Below are 24,506 nucleotides of genomic sequence, written 5' to 3'. Positions count from 1 at the left end.
TTGTGGCCATGAGCAACCACACGTCGAACACCCGCACACCGGCCGACCACGGGTCGGGCAACGGCACTTCGATCCGGGCCCACTCGGTGGCCGAGGCCATCCGCACCCGCCGCACCGTCCGCCACTACCGCCCCGAGCCGGTCCCCGCCGAAACCCTGCGCACGCTGCTCGAACTCGCCGTCGAGGCCCCCACGAGCTGGAACCTCCAGGACCGTTCGATCGTGGTGGTCACCGACGACGTGGGCCGCGCGGGCCTGATCGAGGCCACCGGCGGCCAACCGCAGGCCCTGGAGGCGCCGGTCCTGCTGGTCTTCGTCGCCGAGCCGCAGGCCTGGCGCGAGGAGCGTGCCGACGTGTACGCGTCGGCACGCCGCAACGGCGCCTGGAGCGAGGAGTTCGTGACCATGTTCGCGGCCGCCTCCCAGGAGTTCCAGCAAGGCCTGGCGGCGCGCGGGTTGTTGCGCGAGTACGCGGTCAAGGACGCGATGATCGCCGCCACGTACGTCATGCTCGCCGCGACCGAACTGGGTCTGGCCACGTCGCCGATGAACGGCTGGGACGAGGACCTGGTCAAACGGGCGATCGGCGTCGCGGACCGCGACGACCTGGCGATCGCGCTGATCGTCGCCGTCGGCCGACCGGCCGAGGAGCGGCGCCATCCCGGGCGCCGGGCCCTGGAGCGCAACGTCTTCCACGGCCGATACGGCGCCGCGGGGTCGTGACCGGGATCCGTCCCGGGATCTCGGCGGGTCCGTCGGCGCGCGGGAGGACCGATGTGTCGTGCCCCGGGTGCCGCGCGGACGGCTGCCGGACGCGAGCCTGCCCGTACACGAACGGGCCCTCGGCTCCCGGTCGGGAGTCGAGGGCCTCGTCGTGCGCGGGGGAGCGTCAGGCCGTCGGGCCGATCCGGTCGATCAGGATCGGGGTGGCCTCGAAGGCGGTGCCGGCCGGCGCGATCGTGACCGCGTCGGCGAGGATCTCGCTGGCGTAGTCGAACCGCTCCGGCGTGTCCGTGTGCAGAGTCATCAGCGGCTGCCCGGCGGTGACCATGTCGCCCGGCTTGGCGTGCAGTTCGACGCCCGCGCCGGCCTGGACCCGCTCCTCCTTGCGGGCCCGGCCCGCGCCCAGGCGCCAGGCCGCGACGCCGACCTCGTAGGCGTCCATCCGGGTCAGCACGCCGGACGAGGCCGCGGTGACCACCTGGGTCTCGCGCGCCACCGGCAGCTTCGCGTCCGGGTCGCCGCCCTGGGCCTGGATCATCCGGCGCCACACGTCCATCGCGGAGCCGTCGCGCAGCGCGTCCGCCGGGTCGATCCGGGTCTGCCCGGCCGCCGCGAGCATCTCGCGCGCGAGCGCGAGGGTCAGCTCGACCACGTCCGCCGGACCGCCGCCCTCGAGCACCTCGACCGACTCGCGGACCTCCAGCGCGTTGCCCGCGGTCAGCCCCAACGGGGTGGACATGTCGGTCAGCAGCGCGACCGTCTTGACCCCGTGGTCCACACCCAGCCGGACCATGGTGCGCGCCAGTTCGCGCGCGTCGGCCAGGTCCTTCATGAACGCGCCGGAGCCGACCTTGACGTCGAGCACCAGCGCCCCGGTGCCCTCGGCGATCTTCTTGCTCATGATCGAGCTGGCGATCAGCGGTATGGCCTCGACCGTGCCGGTCACGTCGCGCAGCGCGTACAGCTTCTTGTCCGCCGGAGCGAGACCGTCGCCCGCCGCGCATATCACCGCGCCGACGTCCTCGAGCACGCGCATCATCGCGTCGTTGGACAGCGCCGCACGCCACCCGGGCACGGCCTCCAGCTTGTCCAGCGTTCCGCCGGTGTGGCCCAGCCCGCGCCCCGACAACTGCGGGACGGCGACGCCGCACGCGGCGACCAGCGGCGCGAGCGGCAGGGTGATCTTGTCGCCGACGCCACCGGTCGAGTGCTTGTCCGCGGTCGGCCGGGACAGCCCCGAGAAGTCCATCCGCTCGCCCGAGGCGATCATCGCCTCGGTCCAGCGGCTGATCTCGGTCGCGTTCATGCCGTTGAGCAGGATGGCCATCGCGAGCGCGGACATCTGCTCGTCCGCGACCTCGCCGCGCGTGTACGCATCGACCACCCAGTCGATCTGAGCCGCCGTCAGTTCACCGCGGTCCCGCTTCGTACGGATGACCGAAATCGCGTCCATGCTGTCCGTTCTCTCTTGGCCGCCGAGGCGACCTGTTCGGGTCACGAGCTCGTGCTAGCGAAGATCGTCGGGCCCGAAGGCATCCGGCAGGATCTCCCGCAACGGCCGTACCCCGTGCTTGGTTTCCAACAACATCTCGGCGCCGCCGTGCTCCCACAGCAGTTGTCGGCAGCGCCCGCACGGCATCAGGACCGCGCCCTCGCTGTCCACGCAGCAAAACGCCACGAGCCTGCCGCCGCCGCTCGCGTGCAGCGCGGACACCAGGCCGCACTCCGCGCACAACGTGAGACCGTACGACGCGTTCTCCACATTGCACCCGGACACGATCCGGCCGTCGTCCACCAGCGCCGAGGCGCCGACCGGATACTTCGAGTACGGCGCGTACGCACCCCGCATCGCCGCGGTCGCCGCGTCCCGCAGCGCGCGCCAATCAATCTCCGGCACCCCCGTCAGCCCTTCGTGTAGGGCTTGTTGGCCGCCGCGGGCGCGCGCACCTTGCCGACCAGACCGGCCACCGCGAAGATCGTCACGACGTACGGCATCATCTGCAGGAACTGGCTCGGGATCGACGTGTTCAGCGGCTGCAACGACGTGGCCAGCGCGCTCGTGAAGCCGAACAGCAGCGCCGCGGCCACCGCGCCCAGCGGACGCCAGCGCCCGAAGATGACCGCCGCGAGCGCGATGTAGCCCGCGCCCGAGGTCATGTCCTTCGAGAACGTGCCCACCGTGCCGATGGTCAGGAACGCGCCGCCGATGCCGGCGATCAGGCCCGCCATCATCACGTTGCGGTAGCGCGTCGCGTTGACCTTGATGCCCACCGTGTCCGCCGCCGTCGGGTGCTCGCCCACCGCGCGGGCCCGCAGACCCCAGCGGGTGTGGAACAGGCCGAGCTGCACGATCACGACCAGCGCGTACATCAGGTACACGATGATGTTGACGTCGAACAGCACCGGGCCGATCACCGGGATGTCGGCGAGGCCGGGGATCCGGATGTTCTCGAACACGCCCGGGTTGTTGTAACCCTCGGGGTCCTTCTGCAGGAGCTGCGTGTACAGGAAGCCGGTGATGCCGGTGACCAGCAGGTTGATCACCACACCGAGGACGACCTGCTCGACCAGGTAGCGCACCGCGAAGACCGCGAGCAGGGCGCCGATCAGCCCACCGGCCACGGCGCCCGCGGCCAGCCCCGCCCACAGCGACCCGGTGACCGAGGCGGTGAGCGCGGCGGCGAACGCGCCGAACAGGAACTGACCGTCGATGGCGATGTTGACCACGCCGGAGCGCTCGCCGATCACGCCCGCGAGCGCGCCGAGCACGAGCGGCACGGCGGCCAGCAGCGTGTTCTGCAGGGCGCCGGCGAAGGACATCTGCTTGCCCGCGACCGCCCACACGAGGAACGCGATCACGAACGCGACCAGGAACAGCGCGATGCTCAGGCGGATCGCCATGCGCGAGCGATCCAGCGCGATCCGCAGCCCGCCCGCGATCATGCACACCACGGACATCGCGATCGCGACGGCCCGCGCGGGCAGCGACAGGTCGCCGACCTCGGTGGTGTCGCGGTTGGGCACGTTCATCCCGAAGACCGCGTCGACGCCGCTCTTGGTACCGAAGCCGAACGCCCACAGCGCGTACAGCCCGACCAGGACGAAGCCGATGCCCGTGATCAGGGCCTTCTTGCGAGCCGCGGCCCGCACCACGTCGGCGGCCTCGCCGGTGGGGTTCACCGGTGCCTCCACGTGGGGGGCGATCACGGTGTCCGCCACCTGCGTGCCTCCTTCAGGGTTCCGCTCGCTCATGCCTGGACCCCCACGGTCTCCTTGGCGGCCAACGGCCCGCCCTCGGCACCCTTGCGGGCCCCGCGCAGCCGGAAGATCGAGCGCACCAGCGGCGGCGCGGCGACGAACAGCACGATCACGGCCTGGATGACGATGACGATGTCGACGGACACGTTCGCGGACGCCTGCATGGTCGAGCCGCCCGCGCGCAGCGCGCCGAACAGCAGTGCGGCCAGCACGGTGCCCAGCGGCTTGGTACGGCCGAGCAGGGCCACGGTGATCGCGTCGAAGCCGATACCGGCGTCGATGCTCGGGGTCAGCGTGTGCGCCGGGTTGGTCGAGCTCATCACCTGCGAGACACCGGCGAGACCGGCCATCGCACCGGCTATCACCATCGCCAGGATCTGCGCGCGGGCCACGCTCATGCCCGCCGTACGCGCCGCGTCCGGGTTGGAGCCCACCGCGCGCAGCTCGAACCCGAGCGTGGAGCGGTTCAGCAGCCACCAGTAGACCCCGGCCGCGAGCAGCGCCAGGATGATGCCGAAGTGGATCCGCAGGTTGTCGCCGAACAGGTTCGGCAGCACCGCGTTCTCGTTCGCGTCCTTGCCGATCGGCTGCGACTGACCGCCCCGGCGGAAGGCGTCGGTGGTCAGCAGCCAGCCGAGCAGCAGCACCGCGATGTGGTTGAGCATGATCGTCACGATCACCTCGTGCGCGCCGTAGCGGGCCTTGAGGAAACCGGCGATGCCCGCGTACAGGCCGCCGCCGATCACGCCGGCGAGGATCACGAAGACCAGGTGGATCACCGGTGGCAGGTCGACGACGAACCCGACCCACGACGCGAACACCGCGCCGGCGATGATCTGGCCCTGCGCACCGATGTTGAACAACCCGGTCCGGAAGGCGATCGAGACCGCGAGACCGCCGAAGATCAGCGGCGTGGCCTGGGTGATCGTCTCGGAGATCGGCCGGAAGATTTCCTCGACCGAACCGTCGGAGAAGGTGTCCGGGTTGACGATCGCACCCTTGAACATCGCCGTGTAGGCGTCCGAGACCAGGGTCCAGGAGCTGGAGAGCGCCTCGCCGGGGGCGGCGAAGAAGTACTTGTACTCGTCGAGCACGTCCTGGTCCGCGAGGATCATCAGGATGCCGCCGACGACCAGCGCGAGCACGATCGCCAGGAAGGTCACCACGGCCGAGTTGCCGGTGATGATCGCGTCGAGCACGGCCCGACCGAGCGAGGGCTTCGGCGGCGCCGACGGGCTCGCCCCGCCCGGCCCGGCCGTCTTCTCGTTCAGGGCCGGCTTCGCCTCGCTCGGCTCGCCGGGCGTGCTCTTGTTGTCCTCGGTCACGCTGGGTCCTCCTCCCCCGGGGTTTCGTCGCTGTCGATGGCGGTCTCGGCCGCGTCCGGCTTCGTGGTCGCCGCGGTGGCGCCGGCCGGTGCACTCGCCTGGGCCCCGTCCCGGTTCGGGATCACGCCGGCCATCAGCAGACCCAGGTCGCCCCGGGACGTGGTGGGCGGCACGATGTCCACGATCCGACCGCGATACATCACCGCGATCCGGTCGGCCAGCGCGACCACCTCGTCCAACTCGGTGGACACGATGATCACCGGGGTGCCGACGTCGCGCTCGGCCACGATCCGCTTGTGGATGAACTCCATCGCCCCCACGTCCACCCCTCGGGTGGGCTGCGAGGCGATGAACAGCCGCAGTGGGCGAGAGAGTTCGCGCGCCACGACGACCTTTTGCTGATTGCCGCCGGACAGCGTGCCGGCCGGCGAGTCGATGGTCTGGGTGCGGATGTCGAACTCCTCGACCCGCTTGCGCGCGTTGTCGCGCACCGCGCCCGGGTTGATCGATCCGCGGCGACCGAACGGCGGCTGGGTGACCATGTCCAACACCAGGTTCTCGGCCACCGTGAATTCGCCGACGATGCCGTCGTGCTGACGGTCCTCGGGCACGAAGCCGACGCCGGAGTTGAGGATTTGCCGCGGGGTGCGGCCCGCGAGGTCGTGTCCGTCCAGGCTGATCTTCCCGGCGGCGGGCGTACGCAGGCCCAGGATGGCCTGGGTCAACTCGCTCTGGCCGTTGCCGTCCACGCCCGCGATGCCCAGGATCTCGCCCTCGCGCAGGCGCAGGTCGACCCGGTCCACCACGGCCTGGCCGTTGCCGTCGAGCACGGTCAGGTCGTCGATCTCCAGCCGGACCGCGCCCGGCTTCGCCTCGGGCTTGTCGACCACCAGCTTGACCGGCCGGCCGACCATCAGCGACGCGAGTTCCTTCTCCGAGGAGGCGGGGTCCGCGGTGCCGACGACCTTGCCGCGCCGGATCACGGTGATCCGGTCGGCGACCGCCTTGACCTCTTTGAGCTTGTGCGTGATGAACACGATGGAGTGGCCGGAGGCACGCAGCGCGCGCATCACCCGGAACAGTTCCTCGGTCTCCTGCGGGGTGAGCACCGCGGTGGGCTCGTCCAGGATGAGCACCTTGGCGTCGCGCACCAGCGCCTTGAGGATCTCCACCCGCTGTTGCAGACCGACGGGGAGGTCCTCGACCAACATGTCCGGGTCGACCTTGAGGCCGTACTCGTCGACGAGGTCGAGCACCTTCTTGCGGGCCCGACGGCGGTCCAGCCAGCCCAGCGGCTTGGTCTCCTCGTGGCCGAGCATGACGTTCTCGGCGACGGTGAAGACCGGGACCAGCATGAAGTGTTGGTGGACCATGCCGATGCCCGCGTCGATCGCGTCGCCGGCGGTCCGGAACTTGCGGGGGGTGCCGTCGACCACGATCTCGCCCTCGGTGGGCTCGTAGAGCCCGTAGAGCACGTTCATCAGGGTCGACTTGCCGGCACCGTTCTCACCGAGAAGGCAGTGGATCTCCCCCGGCTCGACGGTCAGGTCGATGTGGTCGTTGGCGACCAGCGACCCGAACCGTTTCGTGATTCCGCGCAGTTCGAGCTTCAACGCGGAGACCTCCTCGGCTACGCCCCCCGCGAGGGGCCGCTACGGGTTCGACCCGGGTCCCCTCGGGGCCCGGGCGGTACGGACACGGGCGCCGCGGAATCTGCTTCCGCGGCGCCCGATCGTCGAAGTCAGCTCTTCGGCTGGTTCTTCGAGGTGATCTTGATCTTGCCGCTGATGATGTCGGCCTTGACCGTGTCCAGCTCGCTCTTGAGGTCGGCGGGGACCTTCGCGTCGAAGTCGTGGAACGGCGCCAGGCCGACCCCGTTGTTCGCCAGCGTGCCGATCGTGGACTTGGTGGTGAACTGGTTCGTCGCCGCGGCCTTGACCGCGTTGAACACCTGGCCCTTGATGTCCTTGGTCACGGTCGACAGGAACACCGTCTTGTACTGCGAGGCGCTCTCGTAGCCATCCGTGTCGACCCAGATGACGCTCGCCTTGCCGTTGCTCTTCTGCACGGCGGAGGTGGCACCGAGGCCGGTCTGACCGGCGACCGGCATGATCACGTCGGCGCCCTGGGCGATGAAGTCGTTGGCGGTGCGCTCACCGTCGGAGGGCGAGTCGAACTTCTCCGTGAGCGAACCGTCGCCCTTGACCTCGTCCCAACCGATGACCTGGACGTTCTTGCCCTTGGTCTGGTTGTAGTACTTGACGCCCTGGACGTAGCCGTCCATGAACACGGTGACCGGCGGGATCGCCTTCGCGCCGAAGGTGGCGACCTTGCCGGTCTTGGAGTAGCCCGCGGCGAGGTAGCCGCCGAGGAAGCCGGCCTCGGCCGTGTTGAACTGCAGACCCTGCACGTTCGGCTCGATGCTGGACGAGTCGACGATCGCGAACTTCTGGTCCTTGTGCGTCGTCGCGGCGGCCTTGGTCGCGTCGGCCATCAGGCCGCCGACCGCGATGATCAGGCCGCACTTGTCGTTCACGAGGCTGTTCAGGTTCGGCACGTAGTCGTTCTCGGTCTTCGAGGTGATGTACTTCACGTCGACGCCGAGCTCCGACTTGGCCTGCTGCAGACCCGCCCACGAGGAGGCGTTGAAGGAGCGGTCGTCGATGCCGCCGGTGTCCGTCACCATGCATGCCTTGAAGTCGATCTTGGTCGCTTGCGTACCACCCGGGGTGGCACTGCTGCCATTCGACTTCTTGTCGTCGTCCTTGGGCTTGCTACCGCACGCGGCGGTGGCAGTAAGGGCGAGAGTGACGCCGACCGCAGCCGCGGTCACCTTGGATACCCGGCGCACGGGTGTCTCCTTCCGATGAGCGCCCCTTCGGGCGCTGCTCCCAGATGCAGACTCTGACGCGCTTGCATCCCTGGTAAACGCGCGTAGACCTGCTAGCCGTCGGAGAGCATACCTAGTAAAAGAATATGAGCGACAAAAACCGTGAATCGCCACCGCAACACGCCCCGTTAGCCCGGCCGAGTAGCCGGAGCGGAAACGGGTCGGCGCGGAACCGGGCAGTCCGCGACGTGACAGACGGAAAAGACCCGGTGCCGCACGTGATCGAACGGCACCGGGTCGGAACATTACAGACTTACGAACGCGGGAGGAACGGGGACCGGGGTCGCGGCGGTTAACAGTTCCGCATACGTCCCTTCTCGGCGCACCCGCCCGCGCGGCGCGCACCCGGTCCGGTCGGGGTCAACGAAAGGGCCGCAACGCCAGCCCGGCGAAGAGTCGCACCCCGACCCCGATCGCCCGCTCGTCGACGTCGAAACTCCCCTGGTGCAGGTCGTATACGGGGTGCCCGGCGGGTCGCACGCCGAGCCGGGTGAGCTCGCCGGGGACCTGGTCCAGGAACCACGAGAAGTCCTCGCCGCCCAGGCTCTGCTCGGTGCTCTCGACCGCGCTCGCGCCCAGCACCCCGGTGGCGACCGTGCGCATCGAGGCGACCGCGTCGGGGTCGTTGACCACCGGCGGCACGCCCCGGTGGTGTTCGAGCTCCCACTTGGCGCCGTAGGTCGAGGCGATCGCGTCCACCAGCTCGTGCATCACGTCCGGAGCCTGCCGCCACGCCTCCAGGTCGAGGCAGCGCAGGGTGCCCTCCAGCTCGCCGTGCTGCGGGATCACGTTCGGCGCGGAGCCGGACTGGATCCGCCCCCACACCAGGCTCGCGCCCGAGCGCGGGTCGATCCGCCGGGAGAACGCCGAGGGCAGCTCCGAGGCGAGCTTGGCCAGCGCGGTGACCAGGTCGGTGGTGCGATGCGGACGGGCGGTGTGGCCGCCCGCGCCGGTGAGGGTGACCACCACCCGGTCGCAGGCCGAGGTGATCGCGCCCGCGCGCAGCCCGACCCGGCCGACCTCGACCTTGGGGTCGCAGTGGATGGCGTGGATCTCGGAGACACCCGCGAGGCCGCCCGCCTTGATCACGTCGAGCGCGCCGCCCGGCAGCTTCTCCTCGGCGGGCTGGAAGATCAGCCGCACCGGGCGAGGCAACAGCCCGTCCCGGGCGAACTCCGCGAGCACCAGGCCCGTGCCGAGCAGGATCGAGGTGTGCACGTCGTGGCCGCACGCGTGCGCGCGGCCGGGCACCGTCGAGCGGTAGGCCACGTCCTTGACGTCGTCCACCGGCAGCGCGTCGATGTCGCCGCGGAAGGCGATCATCCGCTCACTCGCGGTCCGGGTGCCGGGCGAGGCCCGCTGGGGTCTGATGTCGCACACCAGGCCCGTGCCGGGCAATAGCCGCGGGCTCAGGCCCGCGCGTACCAGCCGTTCCCGGATGAGCCCGGTGGTACGGAACTCCTCCCGACCCAGCTCCGGATGCATGTGCAGGTCGCGTCGAAAGGCGACCAGCTCGTCGGCGAAAGCCGCGGCTTTGGCGGCGGCCTGGGCGTGGAGGGATTCGCTCACCCACGCAAGAGTACGTTGCATCGGCCTTCGCGACGTGGTAGAGAGCGAATTACCCCCGTTCGGGTGAGAAAAAAGCCTCCCGCCGGCGCATGCGCTACCGCCGGTAGGGGTATGACTGTCCGTCCGTTTCGTCATTGGCGGGCTTCTGCCCACTCGGCCGCGTATCAACCAAGCGCCCCATTGATCAGGACTGCCCTTGCCGCCCATGGAACGCGTCCAGGATGCGAGACGCGGCAAGCGTCGCGGTGAGATGGCCGTCGCGGACGTCGCGTTCGAGGTCGGGCACGATAGCCCGAACCGAGGGGTGCCCGCGCAGCTCGGCGAGCAGCGAGTCGTGCACCGTCGCCCAGGTCCAGTCGACCTGTTGCCGGCGGCGCAATTCGGCCAATTCGCCGGTTTCCTCCAGCGTGCGCCGATGTTTGAGGATGGTCTCCCAGACCTCGTCCAGACCCTCCCCGGACAGGCCGGAACAGGTCAGCACCGGCGTGGTCCACGACTCCCCCGCGCGCCGCATCAGACGCAGCGCGCCCGCCAGTTCGCGGGCCGCGCGGCGGGCGGCGAGCGCGTACTCGCCGTCCGCCTTGTTCACCGCGACCACGTCGGCCAGTTCCAGCACGCCCTTCTTGATGCCCTGGAGCTGGTCGCCGGTGCGCGCGAGGGTCAGGAACAGGAAGCAGTCGACCATGTTCGCCACGGTGGTCTCGGACTGGCCCACGCCGACCGTCTCCACCAGCACCACGTCGTGGCCCGCCGCCTCCATCAGCACGATCGACTCGCGGGTGGCCCGCGCGACGCCGCCCAGGGTGCCGGCGGTCGGCGAGGGGCGCACGAACGCGTTGTCGTCCACCGCGAGTCGGCCCATCCGGGTCTTGTCACCCAGGATGCTGCCGCCGTGCCGCGAGGAGGACGGGTCCACCGCGAGCACCGCGACCCGATGCCCCTCGCCGGTCAGCCGGGTGCCCAGCGTCTCGATGAAGGTGGACTTGCCCACCCCCGGCACGCCGGTGATGCCCACCCGGTGGGCACCGCCGGCGTGCGGCAACAACTTGACCAGCAACTCCTGCGCGAGGTCGCGGTGGTCGGCCCGGGTGGACTCGACCAGCGTGACCGCCCGGGCCAGGATCGTCCGGTTGCCCGCGAGCACGCCCTCGGCGTACGCGCCGACGTCGATCACGCGTGCCATCAGTCGACCGGCAGCTCGTGGTCCAACTGCCTGTACAGGCCCCTGAGCAGGTCCACCGCGGCGTCCGCGATCACCGTGCCGGGCGGGAAGACCGCCGTGGCGCCCATGTCCAGCAGCGGCTGCACGTCGGCGGGCGGGATCACCCCGCCGACCACGACCATGATCTCCTCGGCGTCCAGCGCGGCGAGTTCCTGACGCAGCGCCGGCACCAGGGTGAGGTGACCGGCCGCGAGCGAGGACACACCGACCACGTGCACGTCCGCCTCGACCGCCTGTCGGGCCACCTCGCCCGGCGTCTGGAACAGCGCGCCCACGTCCACGTCGAAGCCGAGGTCGGCGAACGCGGTGGCGATCACCTTCTGGCCCCGGTCGTGCCCGTCCTGGCCCATCTTGGCGACCAGTATGCGCGGGCGGCGGCCCTCCAACTCCTCGAACCGGGCGACCAGCGAGCGGGCCGTCTCGACGTTCGGCGACATGCCCACCTCTTCCCGGTACACCCCGGTCAGCGTGCGGATCTGCGCCTGGTGGCGCCCGTAGGCCGACTCCAGCGCGTCGGAGATCTCGCCGACGGTGGCCTTGGCCCGCGCGGCGTCCACCGCGAGCGCGAGCAGGTTGTGTTCGAGGTCGCGCGGCCGGGTGCCCTCGACGTCGGCCTGCGCCGCGCCGGACAGCGCGGCCAGCGCGCGGCGCACCGCGTCCTCGTCGCGCTCCTCGCGCAACCTGCGCAACTTGTCCAACTGGCCCTCGCGGACCGCCTTGTTGTCGATCTTGAGCACGTCGATCGCCTCGTCGCTGGCGACCAGGTACTTGTTCACGCCGATCACCGACTGCCGGCCCGAGTCGATCCGGGCCTGGGTGCGCGCCGCCGCCTCCTCGATCCGCAGCTTGGGCAGGCCCTCGGCGATCGCCGACGCCATGCCGCCCGCCCGCTCGGCCTCGGCGATGTGCTCGCGGGCGCGGACCGCCAGGTCGTGGGTGAGCCGCTCGATGTAGGCCGAGCCGCCCCACGGGTCGATCACGTCGCACGTGCCCGACTCCTGCTGGAGCAACAACTGGGTGTTGCGCGCGATCCGGGCGGAGAAGTCGGTCGGCAGCGCGAGCGCCTCGTCGAGCGCGTTGGTGTGCAGCGACTGGGTGTGCCCCTGGGTCGAGGCCATCGCCTCCAGGCAGGTGCGCACCACGTTGTTGAACACGTCCTGCGCGGTCAGCGACCAGCCCGAGGTCTGCGAGTGCGTGCGCAGCGAGAACGACTTGGGGTTCTTCGCGCCGAACGACTTGACGATGTCGGCCCACAGCAGGCGCGCCGCGCGCAGCTTGGCGACCTCCATGAAGAAGTTCATCCCGATCGCCCAGAAGAACGACAGACGCGGCGCGAACGCGTCGATGTCCAGGCCCGCCGCGACACCGGCGCGCAGGTACTCGATGCCGTCCGCGAGCGTGTACGCCAACTCCAGGTCGGCGGTGGCCCCGGCCTCCTGGATGTGGTAGCCGGAGATCGAGATCGAGTTGAACTTCGGCATCTTCTGCGATGTGTACGCGAAGATGTCGGAGATGATCGACATCGAGGGCTTGGGCGGATAGATGTAGGTGTTGCGGACCATGAACTCCTTGAGGACGTCGTTCTGGATCGTCCCCGTCAGGTGTTCCGGTGCCACCCCCTGCTCCTCCGCCGCGACGATGTAGAGCGCGAGAACCGGGAGCACCGCGCCGTTCATCGTCATCGACACCGACATCCGGTCCAGCGGGATGCCGTCGAAGAGTTGCCGCATGTCGTAGATCGAGTCGATCGCGACACCCGCCATGCCCACGTCGCCGGTCACCCGCGGGTGGTCCGAGTCGTAGCCGCGGTGGGTGGCCAGGTCGAACGCGATCGACAGGCCCTTCTGGCCCGCCGCCAGGTTGCGCCGGTAGAAGGCGTTGGACTCCTCGGCGGTGGAGAAGCCCGCGTACTGGCGGATCGTCCACGGCTGGTTGACGTACATCGTCGGGTACGGACCGCGCAGGAACGGCGTGATGCCCGGGTAGGTGCCCAGGAAGTCGAGCCCCTCCAGGTCCTCCTCGGTGTACAGCGCCTTGAGCGGGATGCCCTCGGGGGTGTCGTGGGTCAGCGCGTCCGCGTCCTTGCCGGTCTCCTCGCGCACGGCGTCCCGCCACGCGTCGAGGTCACCGGACGCGGGCGCGTCGAGCTCGACCTGGGTGAAGTCGGGAATGCTCATTTCGCCCCCTCCGGGGATTCCGCCAGGGTCTGGTACGTGGCGTGCAGGACCTCGAGCGCGTCGCACCCGGTGTACACGTACCCGTCCGGCTCCGCTCCGTGCGCCTTTTGGCCCGCGATCAGGATCCGGCGGGCGCCGGCCGCGCGCAGCGCCGCGGTCACCGGTGCCGCCAGGGTCGCGTACAGCTTCTCCGAGGAGGCGAGCACGGCGGTCGCCGGGCGGCCGGCCGCCGTCCAGCGCTCGAGGATCTGCTCGACCGCGCCCTCGTCCACCGCGGTGATGCCCGCTTCGACGGCGGCGATGCCACCGGCGGCGAACAGGTTGGTCGCGAAGCCGGCCCGCGCGGTGTACTGCGCGAGCGGGCCCAGGGTGGCCAGGAAGACGCTCGGGCGCTCGCCGGACGCGGCCAGCAGCGCGTCCGAGGCGTCGCGCAGCGACTCGTACGCCTCGGCGTAACGCACCCGGGGCAGCCCGGCGGCGGAGACCGGGACGTCGGGCGCGGGTTCGCGCACGACGGGCGCCTCGGTCAGGTTCGGGAACTCGCTGACGCCGGTGATCGGGTCGGTCCGGTGGGCGATGTCCCGGTCCCGCCGGGTTCGGACCTCGGCCAGGCGCTCGCCGAGCCAGCCCGAGTCGAGCACCGCGACGATCCCGCCGCGTCGTTCGATCTCCTGGAAGAACGCCCAGCCGGTGCGGGCGAGGTCGTCGGTGAGTTGCTCGACGAACCACGAGCCGCCGGCCGGGTCGATCACCTGTGCGAGGTGCGACTCCTCCAGGAGCAGCGCCTGGGTATTGCGGGCGATCCGCCGCGAGAACGGGTCGGACAGGCCGATCGCCGCGTCGAAGGCGCGCACGGTGACCGCGTCCGCGCCGCCGACGCCGGCCGCGAAGGAGGCGACCGTGGTGCGCAGCATGTTGACCCAGGGGTCGCGCCGGGTGGTCATCGCCCACGAGGTGAGCGCGTGTTGGCGCTGCGCGCCGGCCGCCGGGGAGGCACCGGACGCCTGCGCGACCCGGGCCCACAACCGGCGGGCCGCGCGCAGCTTGGCGATGGTCGGGAACTGCTCGGCGGTGGCCGCGAAGCGGAACTCGACCAGGCCCAGGGCGGTGTCCACGTCGAGCCCGGCAGCCGTCAGCGCGCGCAGGTACGCGACACCGGCGGCGGTGGCCGCGCCCAGCTCCTGGCCCTCCGAGCCACCCGCCTCGTGGTACGGCTGCCCGTCCACGGCGATCGCCTGAAGGCCGGGGAACTCGGCGTGCGCGCGGGCCGCCAGGTCCGCGGCGGCCACCAGGTCGGCGCCCGCCCCGGTGCGCGCGTGGTGCGAGATCGGGTCGGCGCCCAGGTTGCCGCGCGGCTCGCCCGGCGCGATGCCGCTCGCGCGGAACACCGCGAGCAACGCGTCGCCGGCCGCGACGAAGTCGGCACCGGTGGCCAGGGCCACCGGTGCCAGGTCGAGCAGCACGCCGTCGAGCGCGCGGGCCAGGTCCGCCGGCGCCAGCGCGCCGTCGCCCACCTGCAGGAAGACGGACGTGACCCCGTTCTCCAGATCGGCGAGCACACTCTCGTTGGCGCGGGCCGGATCGGAGTCGGCGTGCGATTGGCGCACGTCCCAACCGTCGGCGGCGTGTCCGGCCGCGCGCGAGCCCCGGACGAACGGACTCAGCCCGGGCACGCCCGGCCGGGCGGCCGCCTCCGTGTACAGCGGGGACAGCTTGATGCCGTCGTAGGTAGTGGTCGCCAGCAGGTCTTCGGGGTGCTCGGGCGCGTCGTTCTCGCCCAGCACCTTCGATTTGCGGAGCACGCCGGCCACGAGGCGCTGCCATTGTTCCCGCGTGGGCTGCGGGAATTGGCTCGCGAAGGTGGACCCGGTAGACGTGCCGCCATCGACAGTAGCCTCCGTCATGGGTCGCATCGTATGGACCGACGGGGCCGATGAATACGCACTGCCGATGTGATGCCGGCCCTACCCGCCGGTCACATCTTCGACCTGCGGCGCAGCGCTTGCCTCGATCTTTCGTCCGCACCCGTGCGGCTTCACCCGTACGGGTGCTGACGGGGCGTCAGCGAATCGTGACCCTCGACGTCCGGGTCACCCGGATGGTTCCACTCCGTCATGCGGAATGGATCACATCGCGCGCCCTGGCACAAGAGGCTCCCTCATCGGTGGCTACCATGGCCGGGGCCGGGCGACCGATACCCGGCCGGGCCGACCGACAACCAGAGGGTCCGACACGGAATGCGGACACCCTCCCAGCCGGCCGCGTCCCCCTTGTACCGCACCCGGAGGGTAGTTTCCGTGCCGGCTGGAACGCTCTACCGCGGCCGGGAAGGCATGTGGTCATGGGTGGCTCATCGAGTCACCGGCGTCCTCATCTTCTTCTTCCTGTTCGCGCACGTCCTCGACACCGCACTCGTTCGCGTATCGCCCGAGGCGTACGACGAGACGATCGAGATCTACAAGAACCCGTTCGTCAACCTGCTCGAGTACGGGCTCGTCGCGGCCATCCTGTTCCACGCACTCAATGGTCTGCGGATCATCGCGGTGGACTTCTGGGAGAAGGGCCCGCGCTACCAGAAGCAGATGCTCTGGACTGTCGTCGGCGTCTGGGTCGTGCTGATGGCCGGGAGTGCCTACCCGATCCTGCAGCACTCGATCAAGACCATCTTCGGGAGCTGAAGTGTCCGCCACCATCGAAAACGCGCCCAAGATCCACGGCGGCGGTCCGTCGATCGAGTCTCCGCGCAGCAAGCGCTCACCGCGTTCGACCAAGACCAACTTCGAGCTCTACGGCTGGCTGTTCATGCGGCTGTCGGGCGTCCTCCTGGTCGTCCTGGTCATCGGCCACCTGATCATTCAGCTCGTCCTGGACGGCGGTGTGTCCAAGATCGGCTTCGCGTTCGTCGCGGGCCGCTGGTCCTCGCCGTTCTGGCAGTCGTGGGACCTCATCATGCTGTGGCTCGCCGAGCTGCACGGTGTCAACGGTCTGCGCACGATCATCAACGACTACGCGGAGCGGGACCAGACCCGGTTCTGGCTCAAGGCGCTGCTCTACACGTCCGCGCTGATCGTGCTTTTCCTGGGGACCTTGGTGATCTTCACCTTCGACCCGAACATCGGCAGCTGACCAGTACCCCGAGGACTGAACGAGCATCATGCAGACCCACAAGTACGACACCGTCATCGTCGGCGCGGGCGGCGCCGGCATGCGCGCGGCCCTGGAGTCGAGCAAGCGCAGCCGTACCGCCGTACTGACCAAGCTGTACCCGACGCGTTCGCACACCGGCGCCGCGCAGGGCGGCATGTGCGCCGCCCTCGCGAACGTCGAGGAGGACAACTGGGAGTGGCACACGTTCGACACGGTCAAGGGTGGTGACTACCTCACCGACCAGGACGCCGCGGAGATCATGTGCAAGGAGGCGATCGACGCCGTCCTGGACCTGGAGAAGATGGGCCTCCCCTTCTCCCGGACCCCCGAGGGCCGGATCGACCAGCGCCGCTTCGGCGGCCACACCCGCGACCACGGCAAGGCGGCCGTGCGCCGCTCGTGCTACGCGGCGGACCGCACCGGCCACATGATCCTGCAGACGCTGTTCCAGAACTGCGTCAAGCAGAACGTCGAGTTCTACAACGAGTTCTACGTGCTCGACCTGCTGCTGGCCGAGGACGAGGCGGGCAACAAGACCACCTCGGGCGTGGTGGCGTACGAGCTGGCCACCGGCGAGATCCACGTCTTCCAGGCCAAGTCGGTGATCTTCGCGACCGGCGGCTTCGGCAAGGTCTTCAAGACCACCTCGAACGCGCACACCCTCACCGGTGACGGCATGGGCATCGCCTGGCGCCGCGGGCTGCCGCTGGAGGACATGGAGTTCTACCAGTTCCACCCGACCGGCCTCGCGGGCCTGGGCATCCTGCTCACCGAGGGCGCGCGCGGCGAGGGCGGCATTCTGCGCAACGCGGACGGCGAGCGCTTCATGGAGCGCTACGCGCCCACCATCAAGGACCTCGCGCCGCGTGACATCGTCGCGCGCTCGATGGTCCTGGAGGTGCTCGAAGGCCGCGGCGCGGGTCCGAACAAGGACTACGTCTACCTCGACCTGACCCACCTGCCGGCGGAGCAGATCGAGGAGAAGCTGCCCGACATCACCGAGTTCGCGCGCACCTACCTGGGCGTCGAGCCGACCACCGAGCTGGTCCCGGTGTACCCCACCGCGCACTACGCGATGGGCGGCATCCCGACCAACGTCGAGGCCGAGGTGCTCTCGGACAACACCACGGTGGTGCCCGGCCTGTACGCGGCCGGCGAGGTCGCCTGCGTATCGGTGCACGGCTCCAACCGTCTGGGCACCAACTCGCTGCTCGACATCAACGTGTTCGGTCGGCGCGCCGGCATCGCCGCCGCCGAATACGCCACGACGCACGACTTCGTCGAGCTGCCGGAGGCCCCCGAGGCCACGGTCGTCGAGCTGATCGAGCGGCTGCGGGACAGCGCGGGCACCGAGCGGGTCGGCGCGATCCGCGCCGAGATGCAGGAGACGATGGACGCCAACGCCGGCGTCTACCGCACCGAGGAGACGCTCAAGCAGGCGCTCGCGGACATCAAGAGCCTGCAGAAGCGCTACCTGGACGTCTCCATCCAGGACAAGGGCAAGCGGTACAACACCGACCTGCTCGAGGCGATCGAGCTGGGCTTCCTGCTCGACCTCGCCGAGGTCCTGGTGGTCGGCGCGCAGAACCGCAAGGAGTCCCGCGGCGGGCACGCGCGCGAGGACTTCCAGGCGCGCGACGACGAGAACTACATGAAGCACACGATGGCGTACCGCGAGGTCGACGCGAAGGGCGAGCACTCGATCCGCCTGGGCTACAAGCCGGTCGTGGTCACCCGCTACCAGCCGATGGAGCGTAAGTACTGATGACTGCCGTAGTGGAAGAGACCGCGCCCGGCAAGGGGCACGGAGCCACGGCCGCCGAGCGTGACCACACCCTGATCACGATCACGCTGCGGATCCGCCGCTTCAACCCGGAGACCGACGCGGAGCCGTACTGGCAGGACTTCAGGGTCGAGGCCGACCCGACCGAGCGCATCCTGACCGCGATGATGAAGATCAAGGCGGAGCAGGACGGTTCGCTGACCTTCCGGCGCTCGTGCGCGCACGGCATCTGCGGCTCGGACGCGATGCGGATCAACGGTCGCAACCGGCTGGCCTGCAAGACCCTGGTCAAGGACTTGGACATGTCCAAGCCGATCACGGTCGAGGCGATCAAGGGCCTGAAGCTGGAGAAGGACCTCGTCGTCGACATGGACCCGTTCATGCAGGCGTACAAGGACGTGATGCCGTTCCTGATCACGTCGGGCAACGAGCCGACGCGCGAGCGTCTGCAAAGCCCGGAGGATCGCGAGCGTTTCGACGACACCACCAAGTGCATCCTGTGCGCGGCGTGCACCACGTCGTGCCCGGTGTTCTGGAGCGACGGGCAGTACTTCGGCCCGGCCGCGATCGTCAACGCGCACCGGTTCATCTTCGACTCGCGGGACGAGGGCGCCGAGGAGCGCCTGGAGATCCTCAACGAGAAGGAGGGCGTGTGGCGCTGCCGTACGACCTTCAACTGCACCGAGGCGTGCCCGCGTGGCATCGAGGTCACCAAGGCGATCCAGGAAGTGAAGCGTGCGCTGATCTTCCGCCGCGTGTGATCGATTGACGCGAGGAGGGCCCGGAACCGATCGGTTCCGGGCCCTCGTGCGTTTCTAGCCGCGCTCGACCGCGCGGACCCGGTCGCCGTGGCGCAGGGTCGCGGCGCGCAGTGCGGTCTCGGCGTCGACGCCGTGGCGGGCCGCGAGTTCGGTGACGGCCAGGAGCAGGTCGCCGATCGCCTCGGGGCCGGTGTAGTCGTCGTCCTCGAAGGCCGTCGGCAGCGTGGGTGTGGGCACGGTCAGACCCGATTTGCGGGTGCGGGACAGGAACTTCGCCGCCAGCGCCAGCGCCGGCTGGCTCAGCGCCACCCCGTCCAGTGCCGAGTCCCGGTCGCTCTTCTCCGCCGCCTTGAGCGCGTCCCAGTTGGCCTCGACCGCCTCCGGCGTATCCGCCTCGACGTCCGCGAACACGTGTGGGTGACGGCTGATCAGCTTGTCCACGATGGCGCCGGCCACGTCGTCGATCGAGAACGGGTCGGCCTCGTCCTCCTCGGCCACCCGGGCGTGGAAGAACACCTGCATCAGCACGTCGCCGAGTTCCTCGCGCAGGTGCTCGCGGTCCCCCGAGTCGATCGCGTCGACCAGCTCGTAGGTCTCCTCGACCAGATACCGCGCGAGCGACTCGTGGGTCTGCTTCGCGTCCCACGGGCAACCGCCGGGCGAGCGCAGCCGGTCCATCACCGCGACCAGGTCGAGCAGTCGCGCGCCCGGCAGGTCCCACGCGCCGGGCAACAGCTCGATCTCCGGGATCGGCTCGGTGTCCTCACCGCCCGCCGCGACCTGCGCGAGCGCGGCGCCCAGGCCCGGATCGTCGTCGGTGGCCGCGAGCCACACCACCAGGCCGGTCCGGGCCCGCTCCAGCAGCCGGCGCGCGAGCACCCGCGAGCCCGCGTCCGGGTCGAGGATCTCGACCTCGACCCCCGCCTCGCGCAGATATGGAAGCTGCGGGTGGTCGGCGTCGGCGGACAACACGCAGCCGGTCGGCGTGTCGGTGGCCTCGCGCAGCGTGTGCCACGCGGGCCAGCTCAACAGACCGGGTGCGACCCGGTGGGTCCCGGCGAGCAGGACGAGACGGGCGGGCGGCGCGGAAGCAGGCGAGTCACTCACCCGGCCAGCCTACGGTCCGGGTCAGGCGCCGCCCCCCGCGCCGGGCACGACCTCGGTGAGGCCGGCCCCGGCGGGCTGGGTGCCCGGGGCGAGCCACGAGTACGCCGCGGCGGCCGTGGTCAGCTTCGCCGAGTCCCAGGTGCCGTACCTGGGGTTGACCGTGATCTTCATCGAGCTCGCCACGTCGCTCAGGTACGCCTCGAGCCGCTCCTGGGCATCGGCCGAGCCGAGCTGGATCCCGCGTGCCTTGGCGATCTCCGGCTTGAGCGCCTCGGTGCGGACGAAGTCGTCCACCTCACCGGGCAGCACACCGGTCTGCAACAGCCGGACCTGCAGCGCCTCCGGGCTGGGGAAGCGCGCCTCCAGTGTGCGCCGGGCCGCGAGCACCTGGGTCGCGTTCAGCGTGATGTGGTTGCGCCGGGCCGCCTCGTCGACCACCCGTCGCGAGATGAGCTGCACCAACTCGGCCTGATTGGCCTCCAGTTGGGCGCTCGTGCCGGCCAGCGACAGGTTGTTCCGGGAGAACGCCTGCTCCAGCTTGTCGACCTTGGCGTTCAGGGTGGAGATCTCGATCCGGTCCCCACCGACCACGGCGGCGGCGCCGGCCTTGGACTCCGAGCAGCCGGTGAGCGCGAAACCGGTGACGAGCACCAGGCCCAGCGCGGCCACCCGGGCCCGGGCCGCGGACCGGCACCGGCGGTGCGCGGAATCGACAGGGACGGAACGCGACGTGCGACTCACACGAACTCCCGGGGCTCGATGGCGCTGTACGGCGGTGCGACTGTCGGCCACGGCAGGCGTGCGACCCATGACCAACGATCAAAGATACGGGTGGGCACGCTCGAAGTCCGCACTTTGGCCAAGATCATCCGGGCCGGGTCGGCGGACCGGCGACGTCTCGGGCCGGCGGGCCGCACCGGGTCCCGGGCCGGCGGGTCGCGCCGGCCCGGGATTCCTGGTCACTTCTTCGCCGCGCCGATCGGCTCCAGCAGGATCGCGTCCACCAGGTCTCGCGCCCACGCCAGCAGCGCGACGTCGCGCAGTGGTTGACCACCGATCCGCGCGGTCATCGGCTTGGGCACCAGGATCTGGTGGGTCGCCGTCTTGACCAGGGTCTTCGGGTAGAGCCGCTGGAGTCGCAACTGCTGCGACTCGCGCAGGTCGACCGGCCCGAACCGGACGAAGTTGCCCTGGAGGGTGACATCGGCGACGCCCGCGCCGCGCACGTGCGCACGGAACCGGGCCACCTCCAACAGGTTCTCCACCGGCTGCGGCAACGGCCCGTAACGGTCCACCAGTTCGGCCCGCACCGCGTCGATGTCCGCCTCGCAGGTGATCGCCGCGATCCGCCGATACGCCTCCAGCCGCAGTCGCTCGCCGGGCACGTAGTCGTGCGGGACGTGCGCGTCGATGGGCAGCTCGACCCGGATCTCCGGGGTCTCCTCCACGCCCCCGCCGCCCGCCGCGAGCTCCTTGTACTGGTTGACCGCCTCGCCCACCATGCGCACGTACAGGTCGAAGCCCACGCCCGCGATGTGCCCGGACTGCTCGCCGCCGAGCAGGTTGCCCGCGCCGCGGATCTCCAGGTCCTTCATCGCCACGAACATGCCCGCGCCCATCTCGGTGTGCTGGGCGATGGTGGCGAGCCGCTCGTGCGCGGTCTCGGTCAGCGGCTTCTCCGGCGGGTACAGGAAGTACGCGTACGCGCGCTCGCGGCCTCGGCCGACCCGGCCGCGGAGCTGGTGGAGCTGGGACAGGCCGAAGTTGTCGGCCCGCTCCACGATCAGCGTGTTCGCGTTGGAGATGTCGATGCCGGACTCGACGATCGTGGTGCACACCAGGACGTCGAACTCCTTCTCCCAGAAGTCGACGACCACCTGTTCGAGCGCGTTCTCGTGCATCTGGCCGTGCGCGATGGCCACCCGGGCCTCGGGCACCATCTCGCGGATCTTCGCGGCCGTGCGGTCGATCGACTCGACCCGGTTGTGGATGTAGAAGACCTGGCCCTCGCGCAGCAGCTCGCGCCGAATCGCGGCACCGATCTGCTTCTCCTCGTACGGACCGACGAAGGTGAGCACCGGGTGCCGCTCCTCGGGCGGCGTGGTGATCGTGGACATCTCGCGGATGCCGGTGACCGCCATCTCCAGGGTGCGCGGGATCGGCGTCGCGGACATGGTCAGCACGTCCACGTTCGCGCGCAGCTTCTTCAGCTGCTCCTTGTGCTCCACGCCGAAGCGCTGCTCCTCGTCGACGATCACCAGGCCCAGGTCCTTGAACTTCGTCTCGGACGAGAACAGCCGGTGGGTGCCGATCACGATGTCGATCGAGCCCTCGCGCAGGCCCTCCAGGGCGGCCTTGGCCTCGGTCTCGGTCTGGAACCGCGACAACGACCTGACCACGACCGGGAACTGCGCGTAGCGCTCGGAGAAGGTGGAGAAGTGCTGCTGGACGAGCAGCGTGGTGGGCACGAGTACGGCCACCTGCTTGCCGTCCTGGACCGCCTTGAACGCCGCGCGCACGGCGATCTCGGTCTTGCCGTAGCCGACGTCGCCGCAGATCAGCCGGTCCATCGGGATCGGCTTCTCCATGTCGCCCTTGACCTCCTCGATCGAGGAGAGCTGGTCGGGCGTCTCGATGTAGGGGAAGGCGTCCTCCAGCTCGCGCTGCCACGGGGTGTCCGGGCCGAACGCGTGTCCGGGTGCGGCCATCCGGGCCGAGTAGAGCTTGATCAGGTCGCCCGCGATCTCCTTGATCGCCTTCTTCGCCTTGGCCTTGGTCTTGGCCCAGTCGGCACCGCCGAGCCGGTGCAGCGACGGGCTCTCGCCGCCGACGTACTTGGTCACCTGCTCGAGCTGGTCGGTGGGCACGAACAGCCGGTCGCCGGGTTGGCCGCGCTTGGCCGGCGCGTACTCCAGGACCAGGTACTCGCGCTGCGCGCCCTGCACGGTGCGCTGGACCATCTCGACGTAGCGCCCCACGCCGTGCGACTCGTGCACCACGAAGTCACCCGCCCGCAGTTGCAGCGGGTCGACCATGTTGCGCCGTCGACTGGGGAGCCGGCGCATGTCCTTGGTGGAGGTGCGCTGGCCGGAGACGTCCTCCTCGGTGAGCACCAGCGTGCGCAGCGGCTCGGAGCTGAAGCCGTGGCCGATGCAGCCCGTGGTCACGTGCACGATGCCGGTGTCGGGCACCTGGGCCAGGTCGCCGTCCAGGCGGGCGGCCACGCCCTCGCCGGACAACGTCTCGACGAAGCGCGCGGCCGGGCCGTGGCCCTCGGTGACCAGCACCACGCGCCAGTCCTCGGCGAGCCGGCCCTTGATCTCGGCCAGCACCCGCTGCGCGTCGCCCCGATAGGCCTCGACCTCGACCGCGCCGATCTCGGTGCCCGCGTCGTCGGCGTCCGCGCTGAACGGGCTCAGCGACCACCACGGCACGCCGATCTCGCGGGCGTGCTCGCGCACGTCCGCCAGGCTCCACAGCGACGCCGCGCCCAGGTCGATCGGGCTCTCCCCGCCGCCCGCCGCGGCGGCCCAGGAGGCGTCCAGGAACTCGCGACTGGTGGCCACCAGGTCCGCCGAACGGGTGCGCACCCGCTCCGGGTCGCAGACCAGCACATGGCTCCCGGCCGGCAGCACGTCCAGGAGCAGCTCCATGTCGTCCACCAGGGCGGGCGCGAGCGACTCCATACCCTCGACCGCGATGCCCTCGGCGATCCGCCCGAGCATCTCGACCAGACCCGGGTGCTCCTCGAGCAACTCGCGGGCCCGCTCGCGGACCTCGTCGGTGAGCAGCAACTCGCGACACGGCGGTGCCCACAGACCGTGTTCGGCGGTCTCCAGGGAGCGCTGGTCGGCGACCTTGAACCAGCGGATCTCCTCCACCTGGTCGCCCCAGAACTCGACCCGGAGCGGATGCTCCTCGGTCGGCGGGAAGACGTCCAGGATGCCGCCGCGCACCGCGAACTCGCCGCGCTTTTCCACCAGGTCGACCCGGGAGTAGGCGGCGGCCGCGAGCTGCTCGACGACGGTGTCCAGGGCGATGTCCAGGCCGGCGGTCAGGGCCACCGGCTCCAGCTCGCCCAGCCCCTTGACCTGGGGCTGGAGCACACTGCGAATCGGCGCGACGACGACCTTGAGGGTTCCGGTGCCGGAGTCGGCGAGGCCGCCCGAGGTCGGGTGCGCGAGTCTGCGCAGCACCGCGAGGCGGCGCCCGACGGTGTCCGAGCGCGGGGAGAGCCGCTCGTGCGGCAGTGTCTCCCACGAGGGGTACTCCACGACGGAGTCCTCGGGCAGCAGCGACCCGAGGGCCGCCACCAGGTCCTCGCACTCGCGGGTGGTGGCGGTGACCGCGAGCACGGGCCGATCCGCGCGGGCCGCGATGGCGGCCACCACGAACGGGCGCAGTGCCGGTGGTCCGACGAGGTCGAGGGCGGTACCGCGGCCCTCGGACGCGGCCCGCACCGCCTCGGCGACGGCGGGGTCCTGGACGACGATGTCTAGCAGACCGGTCAGGCTCATGGGCCGGTTGGATCCTCCGCAACGCGAA

General features: G+C 70.4%; 18 protein-coding genes. 5 read left to right on the top strand and 13 right to left on the bottom strand.

The features are described 5' to 3' along the window. Nucleotides 1-8 precede the first annotated feature (8 nt). Nucleotides 9-722 carry a nitroreductase family protein gene (locus ACZ4FV_RS21230; protein ID WP_465323065.1) on the top strand — a complete coding sequence of 238 codons (714 nt, stop codon included), beginning with the start codon at nt 9-11 and terminating at the stop codon, nt 720-722. A 166-nt stretch (nt 723-888) separates the two neighbouring features. Here ACZ4FV_RS21230 and ACZ4FV_RS21225 read toward each other — a convergent pair whose 3' ends face one another. From ACZ4FV_RS21225 to ACZ4FV_RS21180, 10 genes are all read right to left on the bottom strand, one after another. After that, entirely contained in the window at nt 889-2,175 is a 1,287-nt protein-coding gene (locus ACZ4FV_RS21225; RefSeq protein WP_395866462.1) for a thymidine phosphorylase, read from the bottom strand. Nucleotides 2,176-2,229: 54 nt separating this feature from the next. Next, nucleotides 2,230-2,619, bottom strand: a complete 390-nt coding sequence (locus ACZ4FV_RS21220) for a cytidine deaminase (RefSeq protein ID WP_395866464.1) — start codon at nt 2,617-2,619, stop codon at nt 2,230-2,232. A 5-nt stretch (nt 2,620-2,624) separates the two neighbouring features. Further along, nucleotides 2,625-3,941, bottom strand: coding sequence for an ABC transporter permease (locus ACZ4FV_RS21215; protein ID WP_465323064.1), 1,317 nt, complete (start codon nt 3,939-3,941; stop codon nt 2,625-2,627). A gap of 29 nt (nt 3,942-3,970) precedes the next feature. Next, nucleotides 3,971-5,305: an ABC transporter permease gene (locus tag ACZ4FV_RS21210; RefSeq protein ID WP_395866468.1), complete on the bottom strand. Its 1,335-nt coding sequence runs from the start codon at nt 5,303-5,305 to the stop codon at nt 3,971-3,973. Further along, complete coding sequence (locus ACZ4FV_RS21205) at nt 5,302-6,918, bottom strand: ABC transporter ATP-binding protein (protein WP_395866470.1); 1,617 nt, start codon at nt 6,916-6,918, stop codon at nt 5,302-5,304. The genes ACZ4FV_RS21210 and ACZ4FV_RS21205 overlap by 4 nt, the downstream gene beginning before the upstream one ends. Before the next feature lie 128 nt (nt 6,919-7,046). Further along, nucleotides 7,047-8,156, bottom strand: a complete 1,110-nt coding sequence (locus ACZ4FV_RS21200; RefSeq protein WP_395866472.1) for a BMP family lipoprotein — start codon at nt 8,154-8,156, stop codon at nt 7,047-7,049. A 399-nt stretch (nt 8,157-8,555) separates the two neighbouring features. After that, nucleotides 8,556-9,764: an amidohydrolase gene (locus ACZ4FV_RS21195; RefSeq protein WP_395866474.1), complete on the bottom strand. Its 1,209-nt coding sequence runs from the start codon at nt 9,762-9,764 to the stop codon at nt 8,556-8,558. A 184-nt stretch (nt 9,765-9,948) separates the two neighbouring features. Continuing rightward, nucleotides 9,949-10,947 carry a methylmalonyl Co-A mutase-associated GTPase MeaB gene (gene meaB / locus ACZ4FV_RS21190; protein WP_395866476.1) on the bottom strand — a complete coding sequence of 333 codons (999 nt, stop codon included), beginning with the start codon at nt 10,945-10,947 and terminating at the stop codon, nt 9,949-9,951. Then, complete coding sequence (gene scpA, locus ACZ4FV_RS21185; protein ID WP_395866478.1) at nt 10,947-13,163, bottom strand: methylmalonyl-CoA mutase; 2,217 nt, start codon at nt 13,161-13,163, stop codon at nt 10,947-10,949. The genes meaB and scpA overlap by 1 nt, the downstream gene beginning before the upstream one ends. Further along, a complete protein-coding gene (locus tag ACZ4FV_RS21180) occupies nt 13,160-15,067 on the bottom strand; it encodes a methylmalonyl-CoA mutase subunit beta (protein WP_395866480.1) in 1,908 nt (635 codons plus the stop codon). The genes scpA and ACZ4FV_RS21180 overlap by 4 nt, the downstream gene beginning before the upstream one ends. Before the next feature lie 393 nt (nt 15,068-15,460). On the opposite strand from ACZ4FV_RS21180, the gene sdhC reads away from it, so the two are divergent. The 4 genes from sdhC to ACZ4FV_RS21160 are packed head-to-tail and all read left to right on the top strand — an operon-like array spanning nt 15,461 to nt 18,854. After that, nucleotides 15,461-15,841 (top strand): succinate dehydrogenase, cytochrome b556 subunit, encoded by a 381-nt coding sequence (gene sdhC, locus ACZ4FV_RS21175; protein WP_360307991.1) that lies wholly within the window; start codon nt 15,461-15,463, stop codon nt 15,839-15,841. A gap of 1 nt (nt 15,842) precedes the next feature. Further along, entirely contained in the window at nt 15,843-16,289 is a 447-nt protein-coding gene (locus ACZ4FV_RS21170; protein WP_395866482.1) for a succinate dehydrogenase hydrophobic membrane anchor subunit, read from the top strand. 28 nt (nt 16,290-16,317) lie between these two features. Further along, the gene (sdhA, locus tag ACZ4FV_RS21165; protein WP_395866484.1) at nt 16,318-18,075 is read left to right on the top strand and encodes a succinate dehydrogenase flavoprotein subunit; all 1,758 of its coding nucleotides are present in this window, start codon (nt 16,318-16,320) and stop codon (nt 18,073-18,075) included. Continuing rightward, the gene (locus ACZ4FV_RS21160; protein ID WP_395866534.1) at nt 18,072-18,854 is read left to right on the top strand and encodes a succinate dehydrogenase iron-sulfur subunit; all 783 of its coding nucleotides are present in this window, start codon (nt 18,072-18,074) and stop codon (nt 18,852-18,854) included. The genes sdhA and ACZ4FV_RS21160 overlap by 4 nt, the downstream gene beginning before the upstream one ends. A gap of 54 nt (nt 18,855-18,908) precedes the next feature. Here the strand turns inward: ACZ4FV_RS21160 and ACZ4FV_RS21155 are convergent, their stop codons facing one another. The 3 genes from ACZ4FV_RS21155 to mfd all read right to left on the bottom strand — a co-directional run bounded on the left by ACZ4FV_RS21155 (nt 18,909) and on the right by mfd (nt 24,478). Then, nucleotides 18,909-19,961, bottom strand: coding sequence for a nucleoside triphosphate pyrophosphohydrolase (locus ACZ4FV_RS21155; protein ID WP_465323063.1), 1,053 nt, complete (start codon nt 19,959-19,961; stop codon nt 18,909-18,911). Between the two features lie 21 nt (nt 19,962-19,982). Further along, the gene (locus tag ACZ4FV_RS21150; protein ID WP_465323062.1) at nt 19,983-20,702 is read right to left on the bottom strand and encodes a SurA N-terminal domain-containing protein; all 720 of its coding nucleotides are present in this window, start codon (nt 20,700-20,702) and stop codon (nt 19,983-19,985) included. Nucleotides 20,703-20,920: 218 nt separating this feature from the next. After that, on the bottom strand, nt 20,921-24,478 hold the full coding sequence (mfd, locus tag ACZ4FV_RS21145; protein ID WP_465323061.1) for a transcription-repair coupling factor: 3,558 nt from the start codon (nt 24,476-24,478) through the stop codon (nt 20,921-20,923). Between the last annotated feature and the right edge of the window lie 28 nt (nt 24,479-24,506).

Source organism: Embleya sp. NPDC025285, from assembly GCF_055558835.1.
This window is presented reverse-complemented; position numbering and strand designations above follow the sequence as displayed.